The organism is Streptomyces sp. NPDC031274 (assembly GCF_055570235.1).
This window is the reverse complement of the sequence record NZ_JBVIHP010000029.1, coordinates 21,775-48,583: the sequence shown is the minus strand read 5'-3', so window position 1 is coordinate 48,583 and position 26,809 is coordinate 21,775. Positions and strand designations below refer to the sequence as shown.

Genomic DNA, 26,809 nt, shown 5'->3' with positions numbered 1-26,809 from the left:
TCACGGTCAGTGATGATGAGAGATCAGTGATTCTGTTCCGCCTGAAGGCGCGCCACGTACGCCGCCGCCTGCGAGCGCCGCTCCATGCCGAGTTTGGAGAGCAGGCTGGAGACGTAATTCTTGATCGTTTTCTCGGCGAGGTGCAGTCGTTCGCCGATCACCCGGTTGGTCAGGCCCTCGCCGATCAGGTCGAGGATCTTCCGCTCCTGGTCCGTCAGGTTCGACATGCGGTCGTCGCCCTTGGGGGTGTTTCCGTCGCGAAGCCGCTCCAGGACCCGGGCCGTGGCGACGGGGTCGAGCAGGGACTTTCCGGCCGCCACATCACGTACGGCGGAGAGCAGTTCATTGCCGCGAATGGCCTTCAGGACATAGCCGGAAGCGCCCGCCATGATGGCGTCGAAGAGGGCTTCGTCGTCCGCGAACGAGGTGAGCATCAGGCATTTGATGTCCTCGTTCTGCGAACGGATCTCACGGCAGACCTCGACCCCGCTGCCGTCCGGAAGCCGCACGTCGAGCACGGCCACGTCCGGTCGCGTCGCCGGGATCCTGACCAGGGCGTCCGCCGCTGTACCCGCCTCGCCGACGACCTCGATATCGGACTCCACGGAGAGCAGCTCATGGACTCCTCGCCGCACCACTTCATGGTCGTCGAGGAGAAATACCGTAATTTTTCCGTCTTCGCGCACGGAGCCAGTCTCACACACGATCTCTCTTCACGCCCTGGCTGAACTCTTCCCGAGCGCGGGGTGGCCGGGATAACGTGCCGGTGTTCCGGCCCCCTGCCAGGCTGTGATCAGTGCTGTGACCAGGAACTGTTCCCGACTTTCTGGATTTACTCGGAAATCCAAGCAGTCAGATACTTGGAAATCCAAGCAAATTCGCAGGTCAGATGGGGTTTCACAGAATTGGGAAGCACTGGGTAACGTGCATTGTGCAGGGCGCTCGCCGGGGCACCTGTCACGCCTGTTCCCGGCCGAGTCGCACCCACCCCGTGCGCGGGCACGGATCAGGCGAGCCGCACTGGCTTACCCGGTAATCCCGGGGGCCGGACCGACGGAGGAGCACACGTGACCGTGGAGAGCACCGCCGCGCGCACACCGCGCCGCAGCACTACCAGCGGCGGCAAGCGCGCAAGCGCGAAGAAGGCCGCGCCGAAGAAAAGCACGGAACCCCAGCTTGTCCAGCTGCTGACCCCTGAGGGCAAGCGGGTCAAGAACGCCGAGTACGACTCGTACGTCGCGGACATCACCGCCGACGAACTGCGCGCCCTGTACCGCGACATGGTCCTCACCCGCCGCTTCGACGCCGAGGCCACCTCCTTGCAGCGCCAGGGCGAGCTGGGCCTGTGGGCCTCGCTGCTCGGCCAGGAGGCCGCCCAGATCGGCTCGGGCCGGGCCACGCGCGAGGACGACTACGTCTTCCCGACCTACCGCGAGCACGGCGTCGCCTGGTGCCGGGGGGTCGACCCGACCAACCTGCTCGGGATGTTCCGCGGCGTGAACCACGGTGGCTGGGACCCGAACACCAACAACTTCCACCTGTACACGATCGTCATCGGTTCGCAGACCCTGCACGCGACCGGGTACGCGATGGGCGTGGCCAAGGACGGCGCGGACTCGGCCGTGATCGCGTACTTCGGGGACGGCGCGTCCAGCCAGGGCGACGTCGCCGAATCGTTCACCTTCTCCGCCGTCTACAACGCCCCCGTCGTGTTCTTCTGTCAGAACAACCAGTGGGCGATCTCCGAGCCCACCGAGAAGCAGACCCGGGTGCCGCTCTACCAGCGCGCGCAGGGCTACGGCTTCCCGGGTGTGCGGGTCGACGGCAATGACGTGCTCGCCGTGCTCGCCGTCACCAAGTGGGCTCTGGAGCGGGCGCGTACGGGCCAGGGCCCGGCGCTGATCGAGGCGTTCACCTACCGCATGGGCGCGCACACCACGTCCGACGACCCGACCAAGTACCGCAACGACGACGAGCGCGTGGCCTGGGAGGCGAAGGACCCGATCCTGCGTCTGCGGACCCACCTCGAGTCCGAAGGTCACGCGGATGAGGGATTCTTCGCGGAACTCGATGCGGAGAGCGAAGCGTTGGGGAAGCGAGTGCGAGAGGTGGTGCGGGCGATGCCGGATCCGGATCTGATGGCGATCTTCGAGAACGCGTATGCGGACGGGCATGCGCTGGTCGACGAGGAGCGTGCGCAGTTCCAGGCGTACCAGGCGTCGTTCGCGGACGAGGGCGGTAAGTGACCATGGGCGTAAAGAAACTTCCTCTTGCCAAAGCGATCAACGAATCGCTGCGTAAGGCGCTCGACACGGACCCCAAGGTCCTCATCATGGGCGAGGACGTCGGCAAGCTCGGCGGTGTCTTCCGTGTGACGGACGGGCTGCAGAAGGACTTCGGCGAGGACCGGGTCATCGACACCCCGCTCGCCGAGTCCGGCATCGTCGGCACGGCCATCGGCCTGGCCCTGCGGGGCTACCGCCCGGTGGTGGAGATCCAGTTCGACGGCTTCGTCTTCCCCGCGTACGACCAGATCGTCACGCAGCTCGCGAAGATGCACGCCCGCGCGCTCGGCAAGATCAAGATGCCGGTCGTCATCCGCATTCCGTACGGCGGCGGCATCGGCGCCGTCGAGCACCACAGCGAGTCGCCCGAGGCGCTGTTCGCGCACGTGGCGGGGCTCAAGGTCGTCTCGCCTTCGAACTCGTCGGACGCCTACTGGATGATGCAGCAGGCCATCCAGAGCAACGACCCGGTGATCTTCTTCGAGCCGAAGCGCCGCTACTGGGACAAGAGCGAGGTCGACACCGAAGCCATCCCGGCGCCGCTGCACAAGGCCCAGGTCGCCCGCGAGGGCACGGACCTGACGCTCGCCGCGTACGGCCCGATGGTGAAGGTCTGCCTGGAGGCCGCCGCGGCTGCCGCAGAAGAGGGCAAGTCCCTCGAAGTGGTGGACATGCGCTCCATGTCGCCGATGGACTTCGACACCGTGCAGGCCTCGGTCGAGAAGACGCGGCGGCTCGTCGTGGTCCACGAGGCCCCGGTCTTCCTCGGTACGGGCGCGGAGATCGCGGCCCGCATCACCGAGCGGTGCTTCTACCACCTCGAAGCTCCCGTGCTGCGGGTCGGCGGTTTCCACGCGCCGTATCCGCCGGCGCGGTTGGAAGAGGAGTACCTGCCGGGCCTCGACCGGGTGCTCGACACTGTCGACCGCTCGCTGGCGTTCTGAGGGAGAGGGTCGTGACGACGATGACAGACACCGCACTGGCCGAGTTCAAGATGCCCGACGTGGGCGAGGGGCTCACCGAGGCAGAGATCCTCAAGTGGTTCGTGGCGCCCGGCGACACGGTCACCGACGGGCAGGTGGTGTGCGAGGTCGAGACGGCCAAGGCCGCCGTCGAGCTGCCCATTCCGTTCAACGGTGTCGTGAGCGAACTGCGCTTCCCCGAGGGCACCACGGTCGATGTCGGCCAGGTGATCATCGCGGTGGACGTGTCCGGCGGTGGCGCGCCCGCCGCGCCCGCCGCAGCCGCTCAGACGACTGCCGCCCCGGTGGAGGAACCCGCTCCCCAGGCGAAGGCCGCTCCCGAGGACGAGGCCGAGGCCGCGCCCACGGGCCGTCAGCCCGTGCTCGTCGGCTACGGGGTCGCCGAGTCCTCGACGAAGCGCCGCGCGCGCAAGTCCGCACAGGACCAGGCCGATGCCGCGGGGACGTACTACGCGGCGGCGGTCCAGACCGAGCTGAACGGCTCAGGCACCGCTGCCGACTCCGCAGCGCCCGCCGCGCCCGCAGCGCCCGCCGAACCCGCCGCCCCGTCCGGCAGCCCCGCGGGCACCCGGCCGCTGGCCAAGCCGCCGGTGCGCAAGCTCGCCAAGGACCTGGGAGTCGACCTCACGGCCGTCATCCCGTCCGGCGCCGACGGGATCATCACGCGCGAGGACGTGCACGCGGCAGTGGCTCCGGCCCCCGTCGCCGCACCGGCCCCCGCCGCCCCGGTGTCCGCCCAGGAGCCGGTGGCCGCCGAAGCCGCCGCTCCGGCCGCCGCCCCCGTGGCCGGTGCCCGCGAGACCCGCATCCCCGTCAAGGGCGTACGCAAGGCCATCGCCCAGGCGATGGTCGGTTCGGCCTTCACGGCACCGCACGTCACGGAGTTCGTGACGGTGGACGTGACGCGGACGATGAAGCTCGTCGACGAGCTGAAGCGGGACGCGGACCAGCACGGGTTCACGGGGCTGCGAGTGAACCCGCTCCTGCTCATCTCCAAGGCGCTGCTCGTGGCGATCCGGCGCAACCCGGGCGTCAACGCGGCCTGGGACGAGGCGAATCAGGAGATCGTCCAGAAGCACTACGTGAATCTGGGCATCGCCGCCGCGACACCGCGCGGCCTCGTCGTCCCGAACATCAAGGACGCGCACGCCAAGACGCTGCCGGAACTGGCCGCGTCGCTCGGCGAGTTGGTGTCCACGGCCAAGGAGGGCAAGACGACTCCGGCCGCGATGCAGGGCGGCACGGTCACCATCTCGAACGTCGGCGTCTTCGGTGTCGACACCGGGACGCCGATCCTGAACCCGGGCGAGTCCGCGATCCTCGCGGTCGGCACGATCAAGCTCCAGCCCTGGGTCCACAAGGGCAAGGTCAAGCCGCGTCAGGTGACGACGCTCGCGCTCTCCTTCGACCACCGCCTGGTCGACGGCGAGCTCGGCTCCAAGGTGCTGGCCGATGTGGCGGCGATCCTGGAGCAGCCCAAGCGGCTCATCACCTGGGCGTAGCCAGGATGTGCGGGCAGCGTGTAGGCGGCACACAGGATGCGGGCAACGCGTAGGCCGCACACAGGGCGCAGGCGGCACGCAGGTAGCACAGAGGACATACGACGAGGGGGCCCGCCGCGTGCTGCGGCGGGCCCCCTCGTCGTACCCCCGTCAGGGGGTAGCGCCTGGGCTACTTCTTGAAGCCGTAGTCCATCATCTTCTTCGCGTCCTTCGTGCGGGCGTCCACGGAGGTCGAGGTGAGGACCGTACCGATGACCGTCTTGCCGCTGCGGGTGGCGGCGAAGACCAGGCAGTACTTGGCCTGCGGGCCTGAGCCCGTCTTCACGCCGATCGCGCCGCTGTAGCTGCTGAGCAGGTTGTTCGTGTTCGACCACGACATGTAGCGGTAGCCACCGCTCTTCGTGGTGACCTTCTGCTTCGTCGACTTCGTCTTCACGACCGTACGGAACGTGGAGTTCTTCATCGCGCTGCTGGCGAGCTTCGTCAGGTCACGGGGCGTGGAGTAGTTGCTCCCGCTGCCGATGCCGTCGAAGGAGTCGAAGTGGGTGTTCTTCAGGTTGAGGCTCTTGGCCTGGGCGTTCATCTTGCCGATGAACGACTTCACGCGGGCGGCGCGGGTGGAGCCCTTGCCGAACTTGTCCGCGAGCGCGTACGCCGCGTCGCAGCCGGACGGCAGCATGAGGCCGTACAGGAGCTGGCGGACGGTGACCTTGTCGCCGACGATCAGGCGCGCCGACGAGGCGGTGTTCCTGACGATGTAGTCGCTGTAGGCCTTTTCGATCTTGACCTTGGAATTGAGGTTGAGGTTGGTCTGCGAGAGCACCACCTTCGCCGTCATGATCTTGGTGGTGGAGCCGGTGGACCGACGGGTGTCGGCGGCCTTGGTGAAGAGTGACTTGCCCGTGCCGTTGTTCATCACGTAGCCGCCCTTGCCGGCGATCGACGGCTTCGGGAGCGCGGCCGCATGGGCCGGGGCCGTGAGGGCTCCGCCCGCGAGTACCGCACCTGTGGTGACGATGACGGCCGACGCGCGGCGAATGCCCTTAATGCGGGTTTTCAAGTTCTATACTCCAAATTGCCCAAATGCCCCTGGAATGCGGCCACATGAGGGTGCCGCTCGATACTAAGACTCACGAGAGTGGCGAATGGATGCACGCCCGCGAGGGTGATGTCCGGATCGTGGAATGGACGTCCTCATGGGTACGTGATGTATCTATGCTGTGCGCATGCCTGTCGCACCCACCTCGTCGCCCACTCGGGCCCCCGCCGGGACCCCTGCCGGGACCCCTGCCGGGACCCCTGCCGGGACCCCTGCTGGGACCCCCGCCGGGGCCCTCAAGCAGCCACCCGCAGCCGAGCGCGTGTACGCGCACGTCAAGCAGGGCGTGCTCGACCGTCGGTACGAGGGCGGCACGCTGCTCACCGAGGGTGAGCTCGCCGAGGCCGTCGGGGTGTCCCGCACGCCGGTGCGCGAGGCCCTCCTGAAGCTGGAGGTGGAGGGCCTTCTCCGGCTCTACCCGAAGAAGGGGGCCCTCGTCCTGCCGGTGTCCGTGCAGGAGATCGCCGACGTCGTCGAGACGCGGCTCCTGGTGGAGACGCACTCGGTGCGCAAGGCGGTGCCGGCGCCTCCGGCGCTGATCGAGCGGCTTGAGGAGTTGCTGCGGCAGCAGCGGGAGCAGGCTGCCGTGGGCGACTTCTCCGCTGCCGCCGTGACCGACCGCTGCTTCCACGCGGAGATCGTGCGGAGCGGGGGGAACGAGATCCTCGCCCGCCTCTACGACCAGCTCCGGGACCGGCAGCTGCGGATGGGCGTCGCCGTGATGCACTCCCATCCGGATCGGATCGCCAAGACGCTCGCCGAGCACGAGGAGCTCCTGAACGCCCTGACGTCCGGGGACGTGGAAGCGGCCGAGGCGGTGGTCGCCCGGCACGTCGGGTGGTTCCAGAATCTTGCTCGGGGCGATGTCCGATGAGGTTGCTCTTTGATGGTTCGCCGTCTGCCGGTGCGGACGGTTCGCCGTCCGCCGGTACCGGCTCTTCCACCGCTTCGCGGCATGTCTCCCACCCGTCGACCCGTCACCGGAGGTCTCGATGAGTTCGGCCTCCGCCCCTCTCTCCCTCCCCGGTGACCCTCCCGGCGGCAAGAAGGCCGTCCTCGTCTGGGGCATCGGTGTCGCCGTCTACTTCGTCGCCGTCATCTTCCGGACCTCTCTCGGCGTCGCCGGACTCGACGCCGCCGACCGGTTCCACGTCAACGCGTCCGCGCTCTCGACCTTCTCGATCCTCCAACTGCTCGTCTACGCGGGCATGCAGATACCCGTCGGCCTGATGGTCGACCGGCTCGGCACCAAGCGCGTGCTGACCATCGGAGTCGTGCTCTTCACGCTCGGGCAGCTCGGCTTCGCCTTCTCGCCCTCGTACGGGATGGCGCTCGCGTCCCGCGCGCTGCTCGGCTGCGGTGACGCGCTGACCTTCATCAGCGTGCTGCGGCTCGGCACCCGCTGGTTCCCGGCCCGGCGCGGCCCGCTGGTCGCCCAGCTCGCCGGGCTCGTCGGCATGGCGGGCAACCTCGTCTCCACGCTCGTCCTCGCCCGGCTCCTGCACTCCGTCGGCTGGACCGCGGCCTTCGCGGGCAGCGCGCTCTGCGGCGTCTTCGTCCTCGTACTGATGACGCTGTTCCTCAAGGACCACCCCGAGGGCCACGCGCCGGAGCCGGTGCGGCACACCGGCGGTGCCTTCGTGCGCAAGCAGATCGCCCTGAGCTGGCGCGAGCCCGGCACGCGGCTCGGCTTGTGGGTGCACTTCACCACGCAGTTCCCCGCGATGGTGTTCCTGCTCCTGTGGGGCCTGCCGTTCCTCGTCGAGGCGCAGGGTCTTACGCGCGCCACGGCCGGGACACTGCTCACCCTCGTCGTGCTCTCCAACATGCTGGTGGGCCTGGTCTACGGCCAGATCGTCGCCCGGCACCACGCCGCCCGCACGCCCATCGCCATCGGCACCGTCGCGGCGACGGCCGTGATGTGGGCGGTCACGATCCACTACCCCGGCGACCATGCCCCGATGTGGCTGCTCATCACTCTGTGCACCGTGCTCGGCGCCTGCGGCCCCGCGTCCATGATCGGCTTCGACTTCGCGCGGCCCGCGAATCCGCCGGAGCGCCAGGGCACCGCCTCCGGCATCGTGAACATGGGCGGCTTCGTCGCCTCCATGACGACGCTGCTGGCCATCGGCGTTCTCCTGGACGCGACCGGCGACAACTACCGGATCGCCTTCTCCGCCGTCTTCGTCCTCGAAGCGGTGGGCCTCAGCCAGATCCTGCGGCTGCGGACGCGTGCGGTGCGCCGGGAGAAGGAGCGGCTTGTCGCCAGCCGCGTGGAGGCCGTGCACGTCCCTGTCTGAGACGTACCCGCGCGCCGTGGGAGCTACGGCGTGACCGAGAACTCCCGCAGGATCGCCTCGCCGAGGCCGTGATCGCCCTCGATCTTGATCCGGTCGGTCACGGACTCGTACGTGACGCGGCCGCACGCGAGGCGGAAGTACGTCTCCCAGTCCAGGCTCAGCGTGGCGAGCGGGCCGAGCGAGGGGGCGCTGTCGACCGTGGCGTGTCCCTCGGCGTCGACGCGGACCGTGCGCAGGAACTCGACGGGGCCGCTCACATCGAAGACGACCGCTGAATTCGCCGGTGCCTGGGCCTTCTTGGCGACCACCTTGGCGAGGCCGTGCAGGAGGAGGTCACGCGCCACGTACGCACCCTGGGAGTCCAGGTTGCCGGGCTTGCGCAGCGTCGTCCGCAGATCCTGCTCGTGCACCCAGACGTCGAACGCGCGCATCCGCGTGGCCAGTTCGAGGGTCTGCTCGGTGCCGAGCGGGCCGCGGATCTTGTGGGAGGGGTCGCGCGACTCGTTCCGCAGCTGACGCGTGCGGCGGATGACCGTGTACTCCAGCTCGGAGGTCATCTCGGGCGCGGTGTGGTGGCGCCGGACGTCCACCTGTATCTCCATGTAGCGCTGGCCCTCGGTCTGTACGTGGTACAGGTCGCGGGGCAGGGTGTGGATGGGGCGCGGGTCGCCCAGCATCTCGCAGTCCAGGCCTATGACGTGGGAGACGACATCCCGCACGGACCAGCCGGGGCAGGGCGTGGCCCAGTTCCACTCTGCCTCGGCGAGCGGTGACACCAGCTCGGATATGGCTGATACGGATTGGGTCCAGGCGTCGGCGTAGGTTTGAAGGCTGGGATGGAGACTCACGGGACCCCTCGGCGGTCGTACGCGGGCGGTGGGTGTCTGAGACGCGTCGTGGGGGTCCGGGGGGGTCCCCCGGAAAATCACAGTACGCTGCCCACAGGCACCCCGGCAGTGCTTTCGTGTGACGATCGTAGGCCTGCATTGACGGCTCGAATGCCAGGACGGTGGTAGTGTGCGCGCCTCCCTCATCCAGATCGCCGTAGACGAGGGCGAATCGGTCAATTCCCGCCGCTCGCGGGTCTCTTCGCTGGTACGAGAAGTAGCCGAGCGTGAGCGGCCGGATCTCGTCGTCCTGCCCGAACTGTGGACCACGGGCGCCTTCGCCTACGAACTGTTCGCGAGCGAGGCGGAGCCGCTGGAAGGGCCCACGTACGAGGCGATGGCCAAGGCCGCGAGCGACGCGGGCGTCTGGCTGCACGCGGGGTCCGTCCCGGAGCGGGTCGCGTCGGGGGACCTCTACAACACCTCGCTCGTCTTCTCGCCCCAGGGCGAACTCGCCGCCTCGTACCGGAAGATCCACCGGTTCGGCTTCGACAAGGGCGAGGCCGTCCTGATGGGGGCGGGCAGCGAACTGGTGACGGTGCGCACGCCCGACGCGACGATCGGACTCGCCACCTGTTACGACCTCCGCTTCCCCGAGCTCTTCCGCGGGCTCGTCGACGCGGGCGCCGAGATGTTCGTCGTCCCCGCCGGATGGCCCGCGCGGCGGCGTGAGCACTGGACGCTGTTCGCACGGGCCCGTGCGGTCGAGGACCAGGTGTACGTCCTGGCGTGCGGCACCGGCGGTACGCACGCGGGCGTGCCGCAGGCCGGACACAGCATCGTCGTCGACCCGTGGGGCGAGGTGCTCGCCGAGGCGGGGGACGGCGAGGAGATCCTCACCGTCGAACTCGACCCGGCGAAGGTGGCCGCCACACGTGAGCAGTTCCCGGCGCTGAAGGACCGGCTGCTCGGGCTCGACGTACCCCGGGCACCCCGGCGCTGAGGCCACGGGGCGGCTGAGTCGTCGTCAGCCGTCGTCACCTGCCGTCAGCCTTCGTCAGCCCTCCTCAGCCGTCGTCACCTGTCGTCAGCCCTCGTCAGTCGTCGTCGCCCCGCTCCTTCTCCGCCAGGCGGATCACACAGACCGCGATGGCCAGGAGCAGGGACGCGTCGGCGTCGTCGCGGGTGATGTGCAGGCCGTACGCCTCGCGGACCGAGAACCAGCGGCGCGAGATGTCGGCCAGGAGCTCGCCGTCGTACTCGATGGCGAACTCGCGGTCCAGGATCTTGCCGCTCACGTCGAGCTCGGTGCCGTCGACCAGCTCCACGCGGTAGTGGTTGCGCAGGAGCGAGAGGCGCTTGCGCTTGACCTTGGCCAGCGGTTCGCCGTCCCGCTCGATCAGCATCGTGTCGCGCAGCGCCAGCATCTTGGCGCGGATGTCGATGAGGATGCGCCCCTGCATGTCCTTGAGCTCGAAGGTCTCGCGCAGGCGCATCGCCTTGCCGTCGACGAAGAAGACCTTCTGGCCCTGGTCGTCCTCGATCCAGTAGTCGTCACCGATGCCGAGCAGTCGGTCGCGTACGAGAAGTTTCATGCAGCCATGACTACCCCGCGACGCGCTCTGCACAAGGGGAAGCGGGGGAGTTCACCGTGAAGTGGCCACATGGCGTCGGGCCCGGCGGGCCACAGGAGTGGCTGCCGGGCCCGACGATGCCTGTCAGAGGCCGTGGTGGTGGTCGTTGTCCGTCTCGACCACGGTCGCGCCCGGCGGCACGACTGTCTTGCGGCGCGCGTTGGTGAACGCGGCGACACCGATCACGCCCACGGCCATCATGATCAGGCCGGTGACGGTGAGATTGATGCCGTCCATCTGCCAGTCGGTGGCGAACGCGAGGATGGCGCCCACGGCGATCAAGATGATGCATCCTCCCAGGCCCATGTGGACCGCCTCCCTAAGTCGTGAAGTCGTGGCGTTGCGTCCGGGTACCCGGACGCGCCACGCCCACACGGAGAAGCGGAGACCAACCCTCGGCCTCAGCCCTCCAGGAACGCCACCAACGCGTTGGCGAGGAGGTACGGGTCGTCCGCCCCGCACAGCTCGCGCACGCTGTGCATCGAGAGGATCGCGACGCCGATGTCGACGGTCTTGATGCCGTGCCGGGCCGCGGTGATCGGCCCGATCGTCGTGCCGCAGGGCATCGCGTTGTTCGAGACGAAGCTCTGGAAGGGCACGCCGGCTCTCTCGCACGCGGCGGCGAACACGGCGCGTCCCGCGCCGTCCGTGGCGTACCGGTTGTTGACGTTGACCTTGAGGATCGGGCCGCCGTTGGCGCGCGGGTGGTGTGTCGGGTCGTGCCGCTCCGCGTAGTTGGGGTGCACGGCGTGACCCGTGTCGGAGGAGAGGCAGACGGTGCCGGCGAAGGCGCGGGCCTTGTCCTCGTACGTGCCGCCGCGCGCGAAGACGGAGCGTTCGAGCACCGAGCCGAGCAGCGGGCCGTCCGCGCCCGTGTCGGACTGCGAGCCGTTCTCCTCGTGGTCGAAGGCGGCGAGTACGGGGATGTACGCGAGGGATTCGGCGTCCTGTGCCGTGGCGACGGCGGCGAGCGCCGCCGTACAGGCGTGCACGGAGAGCAGGTTGTCCATCCGCGGGCCCGCGATGAGGTCGCGGTCGCGGCCGAGGTAGGAGGGCGCCTCGATGGGGTGCGTCATCAGGTCCCAGCCGGTGACCTCGCCGTGGGCAAGGCCCGCCTCCTCCTCCAGGAAGTGGATGAGGTCGCCTTCGTGTACGTCGTCGCCGAGCCCCCAGATGGGCTGCATGTGTTTCTGCTTGTCGAGCTTGAGGCCGTCGGCGACCACCCCGCGGTCCATGTGGATCGCCAGCTGCGGGACCCGCAGGAGCGCCCGGTCGATGTTCACCAGGCGCGTCGAGCCGTCCCGCAGCGAGAGCCTGCCCGCGAGGCCGAGGTCGCGGTCGAGCCAGGAGTTGAGCAGCGGGCCGCCGTAGATCTCGACCGCCACCTGCCGCCAGCCGTGCCCGCCCGCGTCCGGCTTCGGCTTGACGCGGAGGTTCGGGGAGTCGGTGTGGGCGCCGACGATGCGGAACGGGGTGTGTGCGGACGCGCCCTCAGGGACGTACCAGGCGACGATCGCGCCGCCGCGCAGCACATACTTCCCGCCCGTCGACCCGTCCCAGGCGTCGGTCTCCTCGACCTGCCGGAAACCGGCCTTCTCCAGCCGCTCCGCGGCGCTCGCCACCGCGTGGTAGGGGGAGGGGCTTGCCGCCAGGAAGGTCAACAGGTCGTCGGAGTGGCCGCGGTCGAAGGCAAGAGGGGCGCGCGGAGCGCTCTTTGCGGGGGCGGCGGGGGGAGACGGGCGGGCAGGTGTGCTCATGGCTTCCAGACTAGCTAGCAGTTCCTCAAGGTGAGGGGGGCCTTTTCTGGAGGTTCTGTACGTGACGTGCCCGTAACCGGGAGTCTTGTACCGCCGTTTCGCGGCGAATGTCTCCCTCCCGCCCACCCGAGCGCCTCGCGTCACGGTCCGCTCCCGGCCGAGGCGGGGACCGCGCCGCGGCCGAGAGTGACGACGGACGACAGTGGCCCGCCCCCCGAATCGGGAGCGGGCCACCTTCGAGCTTCGAGCGCCGTGGTGGCTAGAAAGCCGCCTCGTCCAGCTCCATCAGGTCCAGCTCCACGCCCTCGGCGAGCTTCCGCTCGTTCGCGACGCCCGGCAGGACGTTCGCCGCGAAGAACTTGGCCGCGGCGATCTTGCCCTCGTAGAAGGCCTTGTCCTTGGAGGACACGGCCTTGGCCGACTCCAGCTTCTCGGCGGCGACCGCGGCGCCCCGCAGAAGGAGGTAGCCGACGACGACGTCGCCCGAGACCATCAGGAGGCGGGTCGTGTTGAGGCCCACCTTGTAGATGGACTTCACGTCCTGCTCGGTGGCCGCGAGGTCCGTCAGCATGACGCCGACGATGGCCTCGAGCTCGACCGCGGCCTTGGCCAGCTCCTCGCGGGCCCCGGCCAGCCGCTCGCCGCCCGTGTCGACCGCGAGGAACTTCTTGATCTCCTCGGCGAGGCCGTTCAGCGCGGCACCCTGGTTACGGACGATCTTCCGGAAGAAGTAGTCCTGGCCCTGGATGGCCGTCGTGCCCTCGTAGAGGGTGTCGATCTTGGCGTCACGGATGTACTGCTCGATCGGGTACTCCTGGAGGTACCCCGAGCCGCCGAACGTCTGGAGCGACTGCGCCAGCTGCTCGTACGACTTCTCCGAGCCGTAGCCCTTCACGATGGGCAGGAGGAGGTCGTTCAGGGCGATGAGCGCCGACGCGTCCTCGCCCGCCGCCTCCTTGACCTGGATGTCGTCCTGGACGGCGGCGGTGTGCAGGACAAGGGCGCGCATGCCCTCCGCGTACGCCTTCTGCGTCATCAGCGAACGGCGTACGTCCGGGTGGTGGGTGATCGTCACCTTCGGCGCGGTCTTGTCCATGAACTGGGCCAGGTCCGGGCCCTGCACGCGCTCCTTGGCGTACTCCAGGGCGTTGAGGTAACCCGTCGAGAGCGTCGCGATGGCCTTCGTGCCGACCATCATGCGGGCGAACTCGATGATCATGAACATCTGGCGGATGCCGTCGTGCTTGTCGCCGATCAGCCAGCCCTTGGCGGGGTGGCGGTCGCCGAACGTCATCTCGCACGTGTTGGACGCCTTGAGGCCCATCTTGTGCTCGACGTTCGTGGCGTAGACGCCGTTGCGGTCGCCCAGCTCGCCGGTCTCCCAGTCGAACTCGTACTTGGGGACCAGGAAGAGCGAGAGGCCCTTCGTGCCGGGGCCGTGGCCCTCGGGGCGGGCGAGGACGTAGTGGAGGATGTTCTCCGACATGTCGTGCTCACCGGACGTGATGAAGCGCTTCACGCCCTCGATGTGCCAGGAGCCGTCGTCCTGCTGCACGGCCTTCGTGCGGCCCGCGCCGACGTCCGAACCGGCGTCCGGCTCGGTCAGGACCATCGTCGAGCCCCACTGCCTGTCGACGGCGATCGAGGCGACCTTCTTCTGCGCCTCGTTGCCCTCTTCGTGCAGGATGCCCGCGAACGCCGGACCGGAGGAGTACATCCAGACCGCCGGGTTGGCGCCGAGGAGGAGCTCCGCGTAACCCCAGATCAGGGAGCGGGGAGCGGTCGTGCCGCCGATCTCCTCGGGCAGGCCCAGGCGCCAGTAGTCGGAGTCCATGAAGGCCTGGTAGCTCTTCTTGAAGGACGCCGGGACCGGCGCGGTGTTGGTCTCGGGGTCGAACACCGGCGGGTTGCGGTCGGCGTCCGTGAAGGATTCGGCCAGCTCGTTCTCGGCGAGGCGGCGCAGTTCGTCGAGGATGGTCCTCGCGGTGTCGACGTCCATCTCCGCGAACGGGCCGGTGCCGTACAGCTTGTCGCGGCCGAGTACCTCGAAGAGGTTGAACTCGATGTCGCGGAGATTCGACTTGTAGTGCCCCATGGCGACGGCTCCGTTGGTTCGGGGAGGCGGAAAGGTCAGGCGGGTCTGTGTAAGCGGGTCTGCGTAAGCGGGTCCGCGTGAACGGGTCCGCGTGAGCGGATCTGCGTGAGCGGGTCCGCGTAAGCGAAAAAACCACGTACCAGTTAGTAGCTACCGATAATGCTACCCGCCGGTAATAAGACGCAACCCCTGATCCCCCAAGTGTGAGCAGCGCCCCGTCCGGCCTCGGTAGGCTTGCCCCCATGTACGGCTACGACCAACAAGCGGGCGCCGGGCAGAATTACGCACCGCCGCAGCCGCCGCCGCAGCAGATGCAGGGCGGCGCGGGCGGGTACGCCCAGCAGCAGCCCCCGCTCTATCCCGAGCCGTCGCCCCCGTCCCTCGCGGACGCGGTGCGCGCCTTCACCACGGGTTCGATGTCCGCAGAGGACTTCCAGCAGGCCTTCGCCACCTCGAAGGTCTACTGCCCGCGCGGCGACAACCCCGGCTTCCTCGCCCTGCACAACACCCAGCAGCCCGTGATCCCGATGTTCACGTCGCTCAAGGAGCTGCGCCGGTACGCGGGCAAGGAGTCCAAGTACTTCGTGATCACGGGCGCCGAGGTCATCGACCTGCTCCCCACCGGCTACGGCTTCGTCCTCGACATGGAGGGCGAGCACCGTATGGTCTTCGATGCCAAGGCTGTCGAACAGATGGTCGATTTCGCGATGCGCCGGATGTACGGCTAGCGACTGCCCGCACTGATGCCGTTGTGACGCCCGGAGGGAATTACCTCCGGGCGTCTCGCGTTCCCGGTGGCAAGAAGTTCTACGTTCAACTAAAGTGGACGTACGAAGAAGGAGGCACCGACATGCCCGCTGTGACCGTCGAGAACCCGCTGACCCTGCCCCGTGTGGCCGCGTCCGCCGACGCCGTGGCCCGCCCCGTGCTCGCCGTGACGACCGCACCCAGCGGTTTCGAGGGCGAGGGCTTCCCGGTGCGCCGGGCGTTCGCGGGGATCAACTACAAGCACCTCGACCCGTTCATCATGATGGACCAGATGGGAGAGGTGGACTATGGAGCCGGTGAGCCGAAGGGGACTCCCTGGCACCCGCACCGCGGCTTCGAGACCGTCACGTACCTGATCGACGGAACCTTCGTGCACCAGGACTCGAACGGTGGCGGCGGCACCATCCAGAACGGCGACACCCAGTGGATGACCGCCGGCTCAGGCCTCCTGCACATCGAGGCGCCGCCGGAGTCCCTCGTCCAGTCCGGCGGCCTCTTCCACGGCCTCCAGCTGTGGGTGAACCTGCCCGCGCGGGACAAGATGATGGACCCCCGCTACCAGGACATCCGCGGCGGCCAGGTGCAGCTCCTCACCTCGCCCGACGGCGGCGCGCTCCTGCGCGTCATCGCCGGTGAGCTCGACGGGCACGAGGGCCCCGGCATCACGCACACACCGATCACGATGATCCACGCGACGGTCCGCCCCGGTGCCGAGGTCACGCTGCCCTGGCGCGAGGACTTCAACGGCCTTGCGTACGTGCTCGCCGGACGCGGCACGGTCGGTGCCGAGCGCCGTCCGGTGCACCAGGGCCAGACGGCGGTCTTCGGCTCCGGCTCCTCGCTGACCGTCCGCGCGGACGAGAAGCAGGACGGGAACACCCCCGACCTGGAGGTCGTGCTGCTCGGCGGGCAGCCGATCCGTGAGCCGATGGCGCACTACGGACCGTTCGTGATGAACAGTCAGGCCGAGCTCCAGCAGGCGTTCGAGGACTTCCAGAAGGGTCTGCTCGGTACGGTTCCTGCCGTGCACGGCATGTAAGCGCCTGTTGGGCTTACCTGTTGGGCGTACACGACGTGCGGGGCGCACGGGATGTGAGCGCCTGTTGGGCGTACACGACGTGCGGGGCCGGTGAGGCCATGCTCGGGTAGGAGGGTGAGCACCCTTCTGCCCGAGCCCGTACGTCGTACCGCCGCCTGGTGCGCCGTCCTCCTGCTCGTCGCCGGCGTGGCCGCCGTGGCGATCTGGCTTTTCGTCACCTTCAAGACGGCCGTCACGCCGGTCCTGCTCGCCCTCCTCGGCACGGCGCTCCTCGGGCCCGTCTACCGATGGCTCCTGAAGATGAAGGTGCAGCGCTCGCTGGCCGCGGGACTGACCTGCGCGGCCGTCGTCGCGGTCGTCGGCGGCGCGGTGTACATCGTGGTCAAGGCCCTGATCGACACCGGCGACCAGATCATCGCCTCCCTGAAGCAGGCCGCGACCGACCTGTCCGAGCACTTCGGTGCGGCGGGCACCTCCCTTGACGACATGGCGTCCAACGCCAAGGAACTGCTCGGCAAGTTCGGCGGCTCCGCGGCCTCCGGAGTGCTCAGCGGGCTCAGCGTCGTCGGCGAGATGACCGCCATGGCCGTCCTCGCGCTGCTGCTCGTCTTCTTCTTCCTGCGCGACTCCGACCGGGCCATGAGCTCCATGCGCTCGCTCGCCCCGCACGGCACCGCCGACGTCGTCGAGGCGATGGGCAGACGTGCCTTCGAGGCCGTCGAGGGCTTCATGCGCGGGACCACGTTCATCGCCCTGATCGACGCCGTCTGCATCACCATCGGGCTGCTGATCCTGGGGGTGCCGGGGGCGCTGGGGCTCGGCGCACTCGTGTTCATCGGCGCCTACATCCCCTATCTGGGTGCTTTCATCTCCGGCGCCGTCGCCGTCCTCGTCGCGCTCGCCGACCGCGGTTTCATCATCGCGCTGTGGGCGCTGGGCGTCGTACTCGCCGTGCAGGTCCTCGAAGGGCACGTGCTCCAGCCGGTGATCCAGTCGCGGACCGTGCAGATGCATCCGGCGGTCGTCATGCTGGCGATCACCGCGGGGGCGTCCGTGGCGGGGATTTTGGGGATGCTGCTCGCGGTGCCGGTGACGGCGGCGGCGTTCGGGGTGATTTCGGAGCTGCGGGAGCGTTATCCGGAGGGTGCGGTGGGCGTGGAGGGCGCGGTGGGCGCGGAACGTGCGGAGGGCGTGGAGGGTGCGGAACGTGCGGGGTAGTTTCGCGCGCCGTTGAGCACCGGCTTCGCCGAGTTCGTCCTCAATCGCCGGACGGGCTGCTCTCCCCCTCGTAGAGCTCGAACCAGATGCTCTTGCCCTTGCCCTTGGGGTCCACCCCCCACTCGTCGGCGAGGAGCTCCATGAGCACCAACCCCCGCCCGGACGAGGCGAGTTCACCGGGGTGGCGCTTGTGCGGCAGGTCGTCGCTGCCGTCCGAGACCTCGGCCCGCAGGCAGCGCGATCCCGGCTCCCCGGTGACCTCGGCGACCAGCATGGCGTCGCCGTCCGTGTGCACGAGTACGTTCGTGATCATCTCGGAGACCATCAGGACCGCCGAGTCGACCTGATCGGCGACCGCCCAGTCGTGCAGCAGCTCCCGCATGTGCCGCCGCGCCCCCGCGATGCGCTCCGGCTCGGCCTGCGCGACCGTCAGGACGGTGCGGCGGGCGGGCGTGCGGTGGGCGGGGTGGCCGTATCTGCGCAGGAGCAGGACCGCGATGTCGTCCTCGCGCCGGTCCACGAGGGGGCCCGTGGTGTGGTGCGAGGAGGGCCCGTGCACGGCCTGTACGAGGGTGTCGGCCAGCTCCTCAAGACCATCGTCGCCGTCGCCGTCGCCGTGGCCCCCGTACTCCTCCAGGATCTGGCGGATCCGCTTCCAGCCGCTGTCCAGGTCGTGGCCGCCGGTCTCGATCAGGCCGTCGGTGCAGACCAGCATCGTCTCGCCGGCCTCCAGGACGAGGCGCGTCGTCGGGTAGTCCGCGTCCGGGTCGATGCCGAGCGGCAGGCCGCCCGCCGTGGGGCGCAGCAGAACCGTTCCGTCGCTCATCCGTATCGCGGGCTCCGGGTGGCCCGCGCGGGCGATCTCCAGGATGCCGGTGACGGGGTCGGCCTCCACGTAGAGGCAGGTCGCGAAGCGCGGGTCGGCGGGGTCGCCTCCGACACCGCCGTCCGACCCGATCGTGACGCCGTCCGTCATCCCCGACAGGAAGCGCGTCGCCCGGGAGAGCACGGCGTCAGGGCGGTGGCCCTCGGAGGCGTACGCGCGCAGGGCGATCCGCAGCTGCCCCATCAGGCCCGCCGCGCGCACGTCGTGCCCCTGTACGTCGCCGATGACGAAGGCGATGCGGCCGTTGGGCAGCGGGATCATGTCGTACCAGTCGCCGCCCACCTGGAGCCCGCCGCCGGTCGGCACATACCGCGCGGCCACGGCCATCCCGGGGATGCGCGGCCCGAGCACCGGCAGCATCGAGCGCTGAAGCCCCTCCGTCAGCTCCCGCTCCGACTCGGCGACCCCGGCCCGCGACAGGGCCTGGGCCAGCATCCGGGCCACCGTCGTCAGGACGGAGCGCTCGTCCGGCGTGAAGGAGACGGGATAGGCGAAGGCCGCCAGCCACGCGCCCATCGTGCGGCCCGCGACGGTCAGTGGCAGGAACGCCCACGACTTCCGGTCGAAGGGCTGGGCGAGCGGCCAGGTGGCGGGGTAGCGGCGGTGGTACTCGTCGGGCGACGAGAGGTAGACCGCGCGGCCCGTGCGCACCACCTCGGCGGCCGGATAGTCCGTGTCCAGGGGCATCGCGGAGAAGGGCACGTCGTCGCCGGGCTTGTGCCCGTGATGCCCGATGATCTTCAGCCGGTCGCCCTCGACCCCGAAGACACCGAGCCCGTCCGGCGAGAACCCCGGCATGGAGAGCCCACTGGCGACGCGAAGGACCTCCTCGGTCGACCGCGCCTCGGCGAGCGCACGCCCGGCGTCGAGCAGGAACGCCTCGCGGGAGCGCCGCCAGTCACCGGTGACCGGGGTGCGCGCGGCGGCGCCCGGCGAGGGTTCGGTGACCTCTTGCAGGGTGCCGATGAGCTCGTACGAGTGTGTGGCCTCGTCGATGACGGGCTTGGAGCGGCTGCGCACGATGCGGAGCACCCGGCCCTGGTCGTCCATGATCCGCAGGCGGGCCTCGGCCAGGGTGCCCTCGGCGACGGCGAGCTGGACGATGCCGTCGATCTCGTTCCAGTCGACGGGGTGGAAGCGGGAGCGCACGCCCGCCTCGGTGAGGGCCTGGGCGTGCGGGGGAAGCCCGAGGAGCCGGGCCGCCTCGGCGTCGAGCGTGACGGTGCCTGCCGCGTTGTCCCAGCGCCACAGGCCGGTCGCGATGGCGGCCAGGACGTCCCGTACGGGAGGCAGGGGTGCGTCCCCCGCCTCTTGCAAGGGATCGTCGTTGCGCATTGACCCACTTTAGGAAGATCGGGGGGCAAGTCGCCACCGCCGGGGTGGCGGGGAGCGCGAACCAGTGCCAGACGCGGGCGGTGGGGCCGGGCCGCGTCCGGTCCGTATGTGGAGCGGGCGCTCTGCCCGGGGGGACTGGTTTTCCTCTGCCGGGCAGCAGCCACGCTCCGGGCCGCGAGCTTTCCCAGTACAGCTGCGAGCTTTCCCCAGTACACGAGCTTTCCGCAGTACATAGGGGGGCTAGCCACATCATCGACCGGCCCGTTGCCCGGATGGTCCGGCAGGCCCCGAACAACAAGGCTGAACGCATACGGATTCACCATGCAAGAAAAGGAACGTCCTGTGTTCAGCTCCAAGCCGCTGCGCCGCCGTACCGCCCGCACTACCCGCACCGCTGTCGTCGGCGCTCTGGCCGCCGCGGCCTGCGCCACCGTCATGGTCGGCAGCGCCGACGCCATCGTCAACGGATCGGACTCCACCGAGAGGTACCCGTTCATGGCGACCATCCCGGAGTCGGCCCCCGAGCTGGGTCTGAACGACGGGACGTGCGGGGCGTCGCTGGTCGATCAGCAGTGGGTGCTGACGGCCGCACACTGCGTGCAGGGCGACGGCCTCGAACTGGAGGGCACCGTGCGCGTCGGCAGCGACCACCGCAAGTCCGGTGGCACTGTCCGGAAGATGGACCGGACCTTCGTCCACCCCGGCTATGTGAACGGCGACAACAAGGCCGCCAACAAGAACGACATCGCGCTGATACGCCTGGACCGCCCGGTCACCCAGCAACCCATCAAGATCGCCGAGCAGGCCGGACGGCCCGGCACGCCGACCCGGATCCTGGGCTTCGGCACCACCGTCGACGCCAAGTTCGCGTTTGCCGACCGGTTGCAGGAGCTGAACACCCGCAGGGGCGCCGAGTCCGAGTGCGCGCCCGGCTACGCGGACCGGACCAGGCTGTGCACCATCACCACCGTGCCCAAGGCCATGGCGTGCTTCGGGGACTCCGGCGGACCGCAGGTCCAAAAGGGCCGGGACGGCCGCTGGGAGCTGATCGGGGCGACCTCGGGACCTGGTGCCCCGAAGGTGCCGTGCTCGCAGGGCCCCGGCCTCTACACCAGCGCGCCCGCCTACACGGGCTGGATCGACAAGACCATGAAGACCAACAGCGCCCGGCCAACCGCGGCCCGGAGCTCCGACCTCGCCGACACCGGTACGAACGACAACACCGCGGCGATCACCGGTGCGGCTGCCGCGCTGATCGTCGCTGGTGGCGGTATCACCGTCGCGGTACGCCGACGCAAGGCCCGCGGCGCCGCCTGAGCGGAATCGGCGCAACCCAAGGAGTCAGAGGGCGGCCCCTGGGATGCCTGGAGAGCGGTCCGAGGGTGGTCCGGGGTTGGTCCGGGGTTGGTCCGAGGGTGGCCCGGGGGGTGGCCCGGTCGTTAATCCGGAAAGCGATCTCCGCCCGGACGGTAGCCTTGAGCCCTGCCTGCTCTCTCCCCTATACGCGAACCCCTATACGCGAAGACTGGATGAACGAAGATGCATCGGTACAGGTCCCACACCTGCGGCGAGCTCCGCGCCTCTGACGTCGGCTCCGACGTCCGGCTGAGCGGCTGGCTGCACAATCGCCGAGACCTGGGCGGCATCCTCTTCATCGATCTGCGCGACCACTACGGGATCACGCAGCTGGTGGCCCGCCCCGGCACGTCCGCCGCCGAGACGCTCGACAAGCTCTCCAAGGAGACGGTCGTCCGTATCGACGGCAAGGTCGTCTCGCGCGGCACGGAGAACGTGAACCCCGAGCTGCCCACCGGCGAGATCGAGATCGAGGCCGCCGAGGTCGAGGTGCTCGGCGCCGCCCAGCAGATCCCGTTCACGATCAACGCGGACGACGGCGTGAACGAGGAGCGGCGCCTTGAGTACCGCTTCCTCGACCTGCGCCGCGAGCGCATGCACCGCAACATCATGCTGCGCTCGTCCGTCATCGCCTCGATCCGCTCGAAGATGGTGGCCCTCGGCTTCAACGAGATGGCGACGCCGATCCTCGCCGCGACGTCCCCCGAGGGCGCCCGCGACTTCGTCGTGCCGTCCCGCCTGAACCCGGGCAAGTTCTACGCCCTGCCGCAGGCCCCGCAGCAGTTCAAGCAGCTGCTCATGATCTCGGGCTTCGACCGCTACTTCCAGATCGCGCCGTGCTTCCGCGACGAGGACGCCCGCGCGGACCGTTCGCCGGGCGAGTTCTACCAGCTCGACGTCGAGATGAGCTTCGTGGAGCAGGAAGACGTCTTCCAGCCCATCGAGAAGCTGATGACGGAGATCTTCACGGAGTACGGCGGTGGCCGCGAGGTCACGTCTCCGTTCCCCCGCATCCCGTTCCGCGAGTCGATGCTGAAGTACGGCAACGACAAGCCGGACCTGCGCGCGAAGCTCGAACTGAGCGACATCACGGACATCTTCGCGGACTCCGAGTTCAAGGCGTTCGCGGGCAAGCACGTGCGCGCCCTTCCGGTGCCGGACACGGCGTCGCAGTCCCGCAAGTTCTTCGACGGCCTCGGTGACTACGCGGTCGAGCAGGGCGCGAAGGGCCTGGCCTGGGTGCGCGTCGCCGAGGACGGTTCGCTGACGGGTCCGATCGCGAAGTTCCTGACGGAGGCGAACGTAGAGGAGCTCACGAAGCGCCTCTCCCTCGCCCCCGGGCACGCGGTCTTCTTCGGCGCGGGCGAGTTCGACGAGGTCTCGAAGATCATGAGCGCGGTGCGCGTCGAGGCCGCCAAGCGCGCCGGGCACTTCGAAGAGGGCGTCTTCCGCTTCTGCTGGATCGTCGACTTCCCGATGTACGAGAAGGACGAGGACACCGGCAAGATCGACTTCTCCCACAACCCCTTCTCGATGCCGCAGGGCGGCATGAAGGACCTGGAGGAGAAGGACCCCCTCGACATCCTCGCCTGGCAGTACGACATCGTCTGCAACGGCATCGAGCTGTCGTCCGGCGCCATCCGTAACCACGAGCCCGAGGTCATGCTCAAGGCCTTCGGGATCGCGGGCTACGAAGCCGAGACGGTGGAGCGGGAGTTCGCGGGCATGCTCCGCGCCTTCCGCCTCGGCGCCCCGCCGCACGGCGGCATCGCCCCCGGCGTCGACCGCATCGTCATGCTCCTCGCGGACGAGCCGAACATCCGCGAGACGATCGCGTTCCCGCTGAACGGCAACGCGCAGGACCTGATGATGGGCGCGCCCTCCGAGCTGGAGGAGAGCCGACTGCGCGAGCTGAACCTCACGCTGCGCAAGCCGGTCGCCTCCGGCAAGGGCGAGACGGACAAGTAGTCCCGTCGGGTCTCGTCGGGTCCCGTCGAGTCCCGTCGAGTTCCTTCGTCAGTAGGCGAGTCGGGCCCGGAATCAAGTTGATTCCGGGCCCTTTTTGCTGTGCGTGGGCACAGTCGACGCACATGTTCCTGACAGGCGGACTGCCTAGCGTCCGGGGCATGACAGAGAAGAGCGATACGCACCCGGAGAAACCCCAAGGTCCCGCCCACAAACGGGACTTGACGCGCCGTAAGGTCTTGCTCACGACCGGGGCAGCGGTGGCGGCGGTCGGCGTGGGCGGCGCGGTGGCGGCGAGCGCGTCGGCGTCGCCGGAGGGGGCTTCGGACGACTCCGCCACCTCCGACGCCTCGTCCGCGGGGACCTGCTACCGCCTGACCGGCGAGACGACCGAGGGCCCGTACTACATAGACGCCGACAAGATCCGGAAGGACATCACCGAGGACAGGGAGGGCATCCCCTTCACCCTGCGCCTCAAGGTGATCGACGCCGACACGTGCAAGCCGCTGAAGCGGGCGGCCGTGGACATCTGGCACTGCGACGCGCTGGGGATCTACTCGGGGTACGAGTCGATGAGCGGGGGCGGGGGCGGGGGCGGCACTCCGCCGACGGGCGCACCGACCGGGCCCCCGCCGTCCGGCGACCCGGGCGGACCGGGTGGCGGCGGTGGCCACCAGGAGCCCACGGACGACGAGCGCTATCTGCGGGGCACGCAGCTGACGGACAAGCACGGCTACGTGGAGTTCCGCACCGTCTTCCCCGGCTGGTACCAGGGCCGTGCCGTGCACATCCACACCAAGGTCCACGTGGACGGCAAGATGACCGACACCGGCTACGAGGGCGGCCACGCCTGCCACACGGGCCAGTTCTTCTTCGCGGAGACGGCGGTACTCGCATCGGCGGAGGTGACGCCGTACTCCACGAGCACGACGACACGCACGACGCTGGAAGAGGACACGATCTACGGAGGCGGCGGCACACAGGACGGCCTCCTGAAACTGAAGTACCGCAAGGGGCACATCGAGAAGGGTGTCATCGGGTCGATCACCATGGGGGTGGACCCGGACGAGACGGAGGACGGGACGTAGCAGCGGGGCGGGTGGAATGGCGGGGGCCCCGGAGCCATTCGGTTCCGGGCCGTCGCCGGGAGGGGCCCGCTGGGGATGTGGTCAGCCTTCTTCCGCGACGGACAGGTCGTTCACATCGCTGATGACGAAGGCGCGGTTACTCACTGGGTTCCGGCGCGGCCGGGGTGTCTCCCAGGCCGACATCCACGAGGTCGCCGTAGTACTCGGCGGACTCCTTGTCGGTCGCTCGCAGGGGTGCCGTGTGGAGGCGGTAGCCCTTGAGCCCGCTGGGCCGCGAGACTATAACCACCGCCTGGCGAAGGAGCTGTGAGACGTGGTCCAGTGGCAGAAGTCGTCGTTCTCCAGTGGTAGCGACGGCAGTAACTGTGTAGAACTGGCCTCCCCTAGGGGCGCGCTGCTCCTCCGCGAGAGCGACGCCCCCTCCCAGGTGTTGAAGGCCTCCCCGGAGGGCCTCGCGGCGCTCATACGCCACGTGCAGGCCCGGAGGGCCTGACCCCCGCCCGCGTCAGCCCTCCCCCCCCGTCACAAAACCAAGCACCCGCACAGATCTCAAAAAAGTCCCGCCGATCCTGCCTTTTTCGGCTCGTATCGCGGGACTTTTCTGCAATCGCCGCCCGCACAGCGCGACCGCTACGGCCACGCTCGGTGTGCAGGCGGTGCGGGGCGAAGTCGCGGGCCGGTCAGTGGTCGGGGACCAGCCACGGTTTCTCCGGGAGGGGGGAGCCCGTCTCCAGGAGGGACTTGAGGTTGGAGAGGACCGCGGGCCAGCCCGAACCCACGTCGTTCCGCTCCTTCTCGTCCGCGAGGTTCTCGTGGGTCACCGTCAGGCGCACGATCCCGCCATACGGCTCGATGTCGCACGTGACCTGGGAGGGTTCGGCGGAGGCGGAGGCGGAGGCGGAGGCCGAGTTCGAGGAGGCAGAGGGGTACGCCCATGTCGTCACCAGGCGCTTCGGCGGCGTCGCCTCCACCACCTTGCCCGCCACGTCCGCGATGCCCGAGCCGTCCGTCCGCTGATGCTCCCAGGTCGAACCCTGCTGCCAGTCGGAGACGTTCGCGTGGCCCCAGTACGCCGCCGTCAGTTCCGCGTCGGTCAGGGCGTGCCAGACCTTCTCCGGGGTGCTCTCGATGTAGGTGACGTAGACGTACGTCGGCTTCGTTGGGTGCGTCGGGTTCGTGGTCATGGCGGCCTCCGCCTGTTGTTTCAGGGTGCTGAGTGCTCGTAGACGTGGGTCCTCGAACTTGTCGATCCATCGTTCCTGGATCTCGTGCAGGGGCACGGGATTCAGGAAGTGGAGCTTTTCGCGTCCTCGCCGCACGGTGCTGACCAGGTTCGCGGCCTCCAGGAGGGCCAGATGCTGGGTCGCCGACTGGCGCGTCATCGACACGCGCTCGGCCAGCTCGCCCAGCGTCTGGCCGTTGTGGGCGTGCAACTGGTCCAGGAGGTAGCGGCGGGTCGGGTCGGCCAAGGCCTTGAAGACCTTGTCGACCCCGCCGGCCACCTCGGGGTTCGGGCTCCTGCTCGTACTCACCCTTCCATCATGCAGGCATTTGCCTGCATGTTCAAGGCGGGAGCTGCCGAGAGCCGCCGAGCCGCCTACATCCCCGTCGTGCCGTCGATCCGCTCCCTCAGCAGATCCGCGTGCCCGTTGTGCCGCGCGTACTCCGCGATCATGTTGATCAGGATTCTGCGGAGAGAGATCGGCTCACCTGTCGCTCTGCGGATGCCCGTCACGTCCAGGGATTCCGCCGCCGCCACGATCCGGCGCGAGCGCTCGCACTCCTCGTGCCACACCGCGAACGCCTCCCCCGCGTCGCCGGTCAGCGTGTCGAAGTCCTGGTTCGGGTCCTCGTCGGAGTAGTACAGCAACGGGACCTTCTCACCCGTCAGTTGGATGCGGAACCACCAGCGCTCCACTCCCGCCAGGTGCCGGACCAGGCCGTGCAGCGACAACCCGGACGGAGGCGCCGCGCGCTCCGACAGCTGCTCCTGCGTCAGGCCCGCACACTTCAGCTCGAACGTCGCTCGGTGCCAGTCCAGGGACGTCGTCAACGCCTCGCGTTCGTCGCCCGTGTTCGGCGGGGGCTCGCGGGTGTCGTTGCTCCAACGGGGTGCGTAATGCTGGGGAGTGGGCGAGATCGGATCGCTGCCGTTTTCCGTCATGTGCGCGAGTCTGGCGGTCCGCACTGACAGTCGCCGCCTTCAGCTCGTGACTGACAGCCGCCTTCGGCTCGGGGGCGCGAACACGCATGGAGGGGCCCGGGTGCTGTATGGCACCCGGGCCCCGAAGGAACTGCTACACCATCTGCCGACTCTGATACTGCGTCGGCCTTCTGTTTCCGCCGGCCCGACCTGGAAGGCGTCGGGATTGCGGGGATCGCGGTTGCTTGACCGGAGACCACCTCACTATCGATGTCCTGCGGTACCCGGACTCAAGAATTCCGCCCGGGCGATCCTGATGGCGCCTGGCTCCTCCGTTCTTCCCTCTTGGATCACTTGCTCACTTACGGGACTGCGTACTGCGTACTGCAATTGTGCGTACTGCGGCGCTGCTCATGGCGGCCCCTGATCACTGCGGGCCACCCGGTCCGGTCGTCAGTCCCGTCGCCGTCCTGCGACAACCCTGGCTTCGAAACTCCACCACCGCACCGTCCTGCGAACTGCACTTGCG

The 26,809-nt window shown here is 69.0% G+C and carries 24 protein-coding genes; 13 read left to right on the top strand and 11 right to left on the bottom strand.

Translation table 11 applies throughout. The annotated features are described in order from the left end of the window. Positions 1–23 precede the first annotated feature (23 nt). A complete protein-coding gene (locus ACZ5CR_RS35480) occupies positions 24–686 on the bottom strand; it encodes a response regulator (RefSeq protein WP_468865336.1) in 663 nt (220 codons plus the stop codon). Positions 687–1,067: 381 nt separating this feature from the next. On the opposite strand from ACZ5CR_RS35480, the gene pdhA reads away from it, so the two are divergent. Genes pdhA through ACZ5CR_RS35465 form a run of 3 tightly spaced genes read left to right on the top strand, consistent with a single transcriptional unit; the run spans position 1,068 to position 4,770 of the window. Beyond that, positions 1,068–2,246 carry a pyruvate dehydrogenase (acetyl-transferring) E1 component subunit alpha gene (gene pdhA / locus ACZ5CR_RS35475; protein ID WP_468865333.1) on the top strand — a complete coding sequence of 393 codons (1,179 nt, stop codon included), beginning with the start codon at positions 1,068–1,070 and terminating at the stop codon, positions 2,244–2,246. 2 nt (positions 2,247–2,248) lie between these two features. Next, positions 2,249–3,229: an alpha-ketoacid dehydrogenase subunit beta gene (locus ACZ5CR_RS35470; protein WP_468865331.1), complete on the top strand. Its 981-nt coding sequence runs from the start codon at positions 2,249–2,251 to the stop codon at positions 3,227–3,229. A gap of 11 nt (positions 3,230–3,240) precedes the next feature. Continuing rightward, the gene (locus tag ACZ5CR_RS35465) at positions 3,241–4,770 is read left to right on the top strand and encodes a dihydrolipoamide acetyltransferase family protein (protein WP_468865329.1); all 1,530 of its coding nucleotides are present in this window, start codon (positions 3,241–3,243) and stop codon (positions 4,768–4,770) included. A 169-nt stretch (positions 4,771–4,939) separates the two neighbouring features. Here ACZ5CR_RS35465 and ACZ5CR_RS35460 read toward each other — a convergent pair whose 3' ends face one another. After that, a complete protein-coding gene (locus ACZ5CR_RS35460) occupies positions 4,940–5,830 on the bottom strand; it encodes a D-alanyl-D-alanine carboxypeptidase family protein (RefSeq protein WP_468865327.1) in 891 nt (296 codons plus the stop codon). A gap of 166 nt (positions 5,831–5,996) precedes the next feature. On the opposite strand from ACZ5CR_RS35460, the gene ACZ5CR_RS35455 reads away from it, so the two are divergent. Both ACZ5CR_RS35455 and ACZ5CR_RS35450 read left to right on the top strand, forming a co-directional pair. Then, positions 5,997–6,743 carry a GntR family transcriptional regulator gene (locus ACZ5CR_RS35455; RefSeq protein WP_468865325.1) on the top strand — a complete coding sequence of 249 codons (747 nt, stop codon included), beginning with the start codon at positions 5,997–5,999 and terminating at the stop codon, positions 6,741–6,743. A gap of 118 nt (positions 6,744–6,861) precedes the next feature. Further along, complete coding sequence (locus ACZ5CR_RS35450; RefSeq protein ID WP_468865322.1) at positions 6,862–8,169, top strand: MFS transporter; 1,308 nt, start codon at positions 6,862–6,864, stop codon at positions 8,167–8,169. A gap of 23 nt (positions 8,170–8,192) precedes the next feature. Here ACZ5CR_RS35450 and ACZ5CR_RS35445 read toward each other — a convergent pair whose 3' ends face one another. After that, positions 8,193–9,017, bottom strand: coding sequence for a maleylpyruvate isomerase family mycothiol-dependent enzyme (locus tag ACZ5CR_RS35445; protein ID WP_468865320.1), 825 nt, complete (start codon positions 9,015–9,017; stop codon positions 8,193–8,195). A 169-nt stretch (positions 9,018–9,186) separates the two neighbouring features. Between ACZ5CR_RS35445 and ACZ5CR_RS35440 the strand changes: the two genes are divergently transcribed. Next, positions 9,187–9,999, top strand: coding sequence for a carbon-nitrogen family hydrolase (locus ACZ5CR_RS35440; protein ID WP_468865318.1), 813 nt, complete (start codon positions 9,187–9,189; stop codon positions 9,997–9,999). 94 nt (positions 10,000–10,093) lie between these two features. Here the strand turns inward: ACZ5CR_RS35440 and ACZ5CR_RS35435 are convergent, their stop codons facing one another. From ACZ5CR_RS35435 to ACZ5CR_RS35420, 4 genes are all read right to left on the bottom strand, one after another. Next, positions 10,094–10,591, bottom strand: a complete 498-nt coding sequence (locus ACZ5CR_RS35435) for an LURP-one-related/scramblase family protein (RefSeq protein WP_468865316.1) — start codon at positions 10,589–10,591, stop codon at positions 10,094–10,096. 123 nt (positions 10,592–10,714) lie between these two features. Further along, a complete protein-coding gene (locus ACZ5CR_RS35430; RefSeq protein WP_468865314.1) occupies positions 10,715–10,936 on the bottom strand; it encodes a DUF6458 family protein in 222 nt (73 codons plus the stop codon). 95 nt (positions 10,937–11,031) lie between these two features. Further along, the gene (locus ACZ5CR_RS35425) at positions 11,032–12,387 is read right to left on the bottom strand and encodes a M18 family aminopeptidase (RefSeq protein WP_468865312.1); all 1,356 of its coding nucleotides are present in this window, start codon (positions 12,385–12,387) and stop codon (positions 11,032–11,034) included. Between the two features lie 259 nt (positions 12,388–12,646). Continuing rightward, positions 12,647–14,482: an acyl-CoA dehydrogenase gene (locus ACZ5CR_RS35420; RefSeq protein WP_468865311.1), complete on the bottom strand. Its 1,836-nt coding sequence runs from the start codon at positions 14,480–14,482 to the stop codon at positions 12,647–12,649. Between the two features lie 242 nt (positions 14,483–14,724). On the opposite strand from ACZ5CR_RS35420, the gene ACZ5CR_RS35415 reads away from it, so the two are divergent. The 3 genes from ACZ5CR_RS35415 (at position 14,725) to ACZ5CR_RS35405 (ending at position 17,507) form a co-directional block, all read left to right on the top strand. Next, positions 14,725–15,210 carry an SseB family protein gene (locus ACZ5CR_RS35415; protein WP_389902451.1) on the top strand — a complete coding sequence of 162 codons (486 nt, stop codon included), beginning with the start codon at positions 14,725–14,727 and terminating at the stop codon, positions 15,208–15,210. Positions 15,211–15,332: 122 nt separating this feature from the next. Then, complete coding sequence (locus ACZ5CR_RS35410; protein WP_468865309.1) at positions 15,333–16,289, top strand: pirin family protein; 957 nt, start codon at positions 15,333–15,335, stop codon at positions 16,287–16,289. Positions 16,290–16,403: 114 nt separating this feature from the next. Then, positions 16,404–17,507 carry an AI-2E family transporter gene (locus ACZ5CR_RS35405; protein WP_468865307.1) on the top strand — a complete coding sequence of 368 codons (1,104 nt, stop codon included), beginning with the start codon at positions 16,404–16,406 and terminating at the stop codon, positions 17,505–17,507. A gap of 40 nt (positions 17,508–17,547) precedes the next feature. Here the strand turns inward: ACZ5CR_RS35405 and ACZ5CR_RS35400 are convergent, their stop codons facing one another. After that, positions 17,548–19,728 carry a SpoIIE family protein phosphatase gene (locus tag ACZ5CR_RS35400; protein WP_468865305.1) on the bottom strand — a complete coding sequence of 727 codons (2,181 nt, stop codon included), beginning with the start codon at positions 19,726–19,728 and terminating at the stop codon, positions 17,548–17,550. 342 nt (positions 19,729–20,070) lie between these two features. Here ACZ5CR_RS35400 and ACZ5CR_RS35395 point away from each other — a divergent pair, with 342 nt between their 5' ends. The 3 genes from ACZ5CR_RS35395 to ACZ5CR_RS35385 all read left to right on the top strand — a co-directional run bounded on the left by ACZ5CR_RS35395 (position 20,071) and on the right by ACZ5CR_RS35385 (position 24,137). Beyond that, positions 20,071–21,045: a S1 family peptidase gene (locus ACZ5CR_RS35395; RefSeq protein ID WP_468865304.1), complete on the top strand. Its 975-nt coding sequence runs from the start codon at positions 20,071–20,073 to the stop codon at positions 21,043–21,045. A 222-nt stretch (positions 21,046–21,267) separates the two neighbouring features. Beyond that, positions 21,268–23,052, top strand: coding sequence for an aspartate--tRNA ligase (gene aspS, locus ACZ5CR_RS35390; protein WP_468865302.1), 1,785 nt, complete (start codon positions 21,268–21,270; stop codon positions 23,050–23,052). 158 nt (positions 23,053–23,210) lie between these two features. Next, entirely contained in the window at positions 23,211–24,137 is a 927-nt protein-coding gene (locus ACZ5CR_RS35385) for an intradiol ring-cleavage dioxygenase (RefSeq protein ID WP_468865299.1), read from the top strand. Between the two features lie 136 nt (positions 24,138–24,273). Here ACZ5CR_RS35385 and ACZ5CR_RS35380 read toward each other — a convergent pair whose 3' ends face one another. Next, positions 24,274–24,426, bottom strand: a complete 153-nt coding sequence (locus ACZ5CR_RS35380) for a hypothetical protein (protein WP_468865297.1) — start codon at positions 24,424–24,426, stop codon at positions 24,274–24,276. A 24-nt stretch (positions 24,427–24,450) separates the two neighbouring features. Here ACZ5CR_RS35380 and ACZ5CR_RS35375 point away from each other — a divergent pair, with 24 nt between their 5' ends. Then, entirely contained in the window at positions 24,451–24,630 is a 180-nt protein-coding gene (locus tag ACZ5CR_RS35375) for a DUF397 domain-containing protein (protein ID WP_468865295.1), read from the top strand. A 187-nt stretch (positions 24,631–24,817) separates the two neighbouring features. Here ACZ5CR_RS35375 and ACZ5CR_RS35370 read toward each other — a convergent pair whose 3' ends face one another. Then, on the bottom strand, positions 24,818–25,669 hold the full coding sequence (locus tag ACZ5CR_RS35370) for an ArsR/SmtB family transcription factor (RefSeq protein WP_468865293.1): 852 nt from the start codon (positions 25,667–25,669) through the stop codon (positions 24,818–24,820). Positions 25,670–25,734: 65 nt separating this feature from the next. Next, positions 25,735–26,301, bottom strand: a complete 567-nt coding sequence (locus ACZ5CR_RS35365) for a DinB family protein (protein ID WP_468865291.1) — start codon at positions 26,299–26,301, stop codon at positions 25,735–25,737. Positions 26,302–26,809 lie beyond the last annotated feature (508 nt).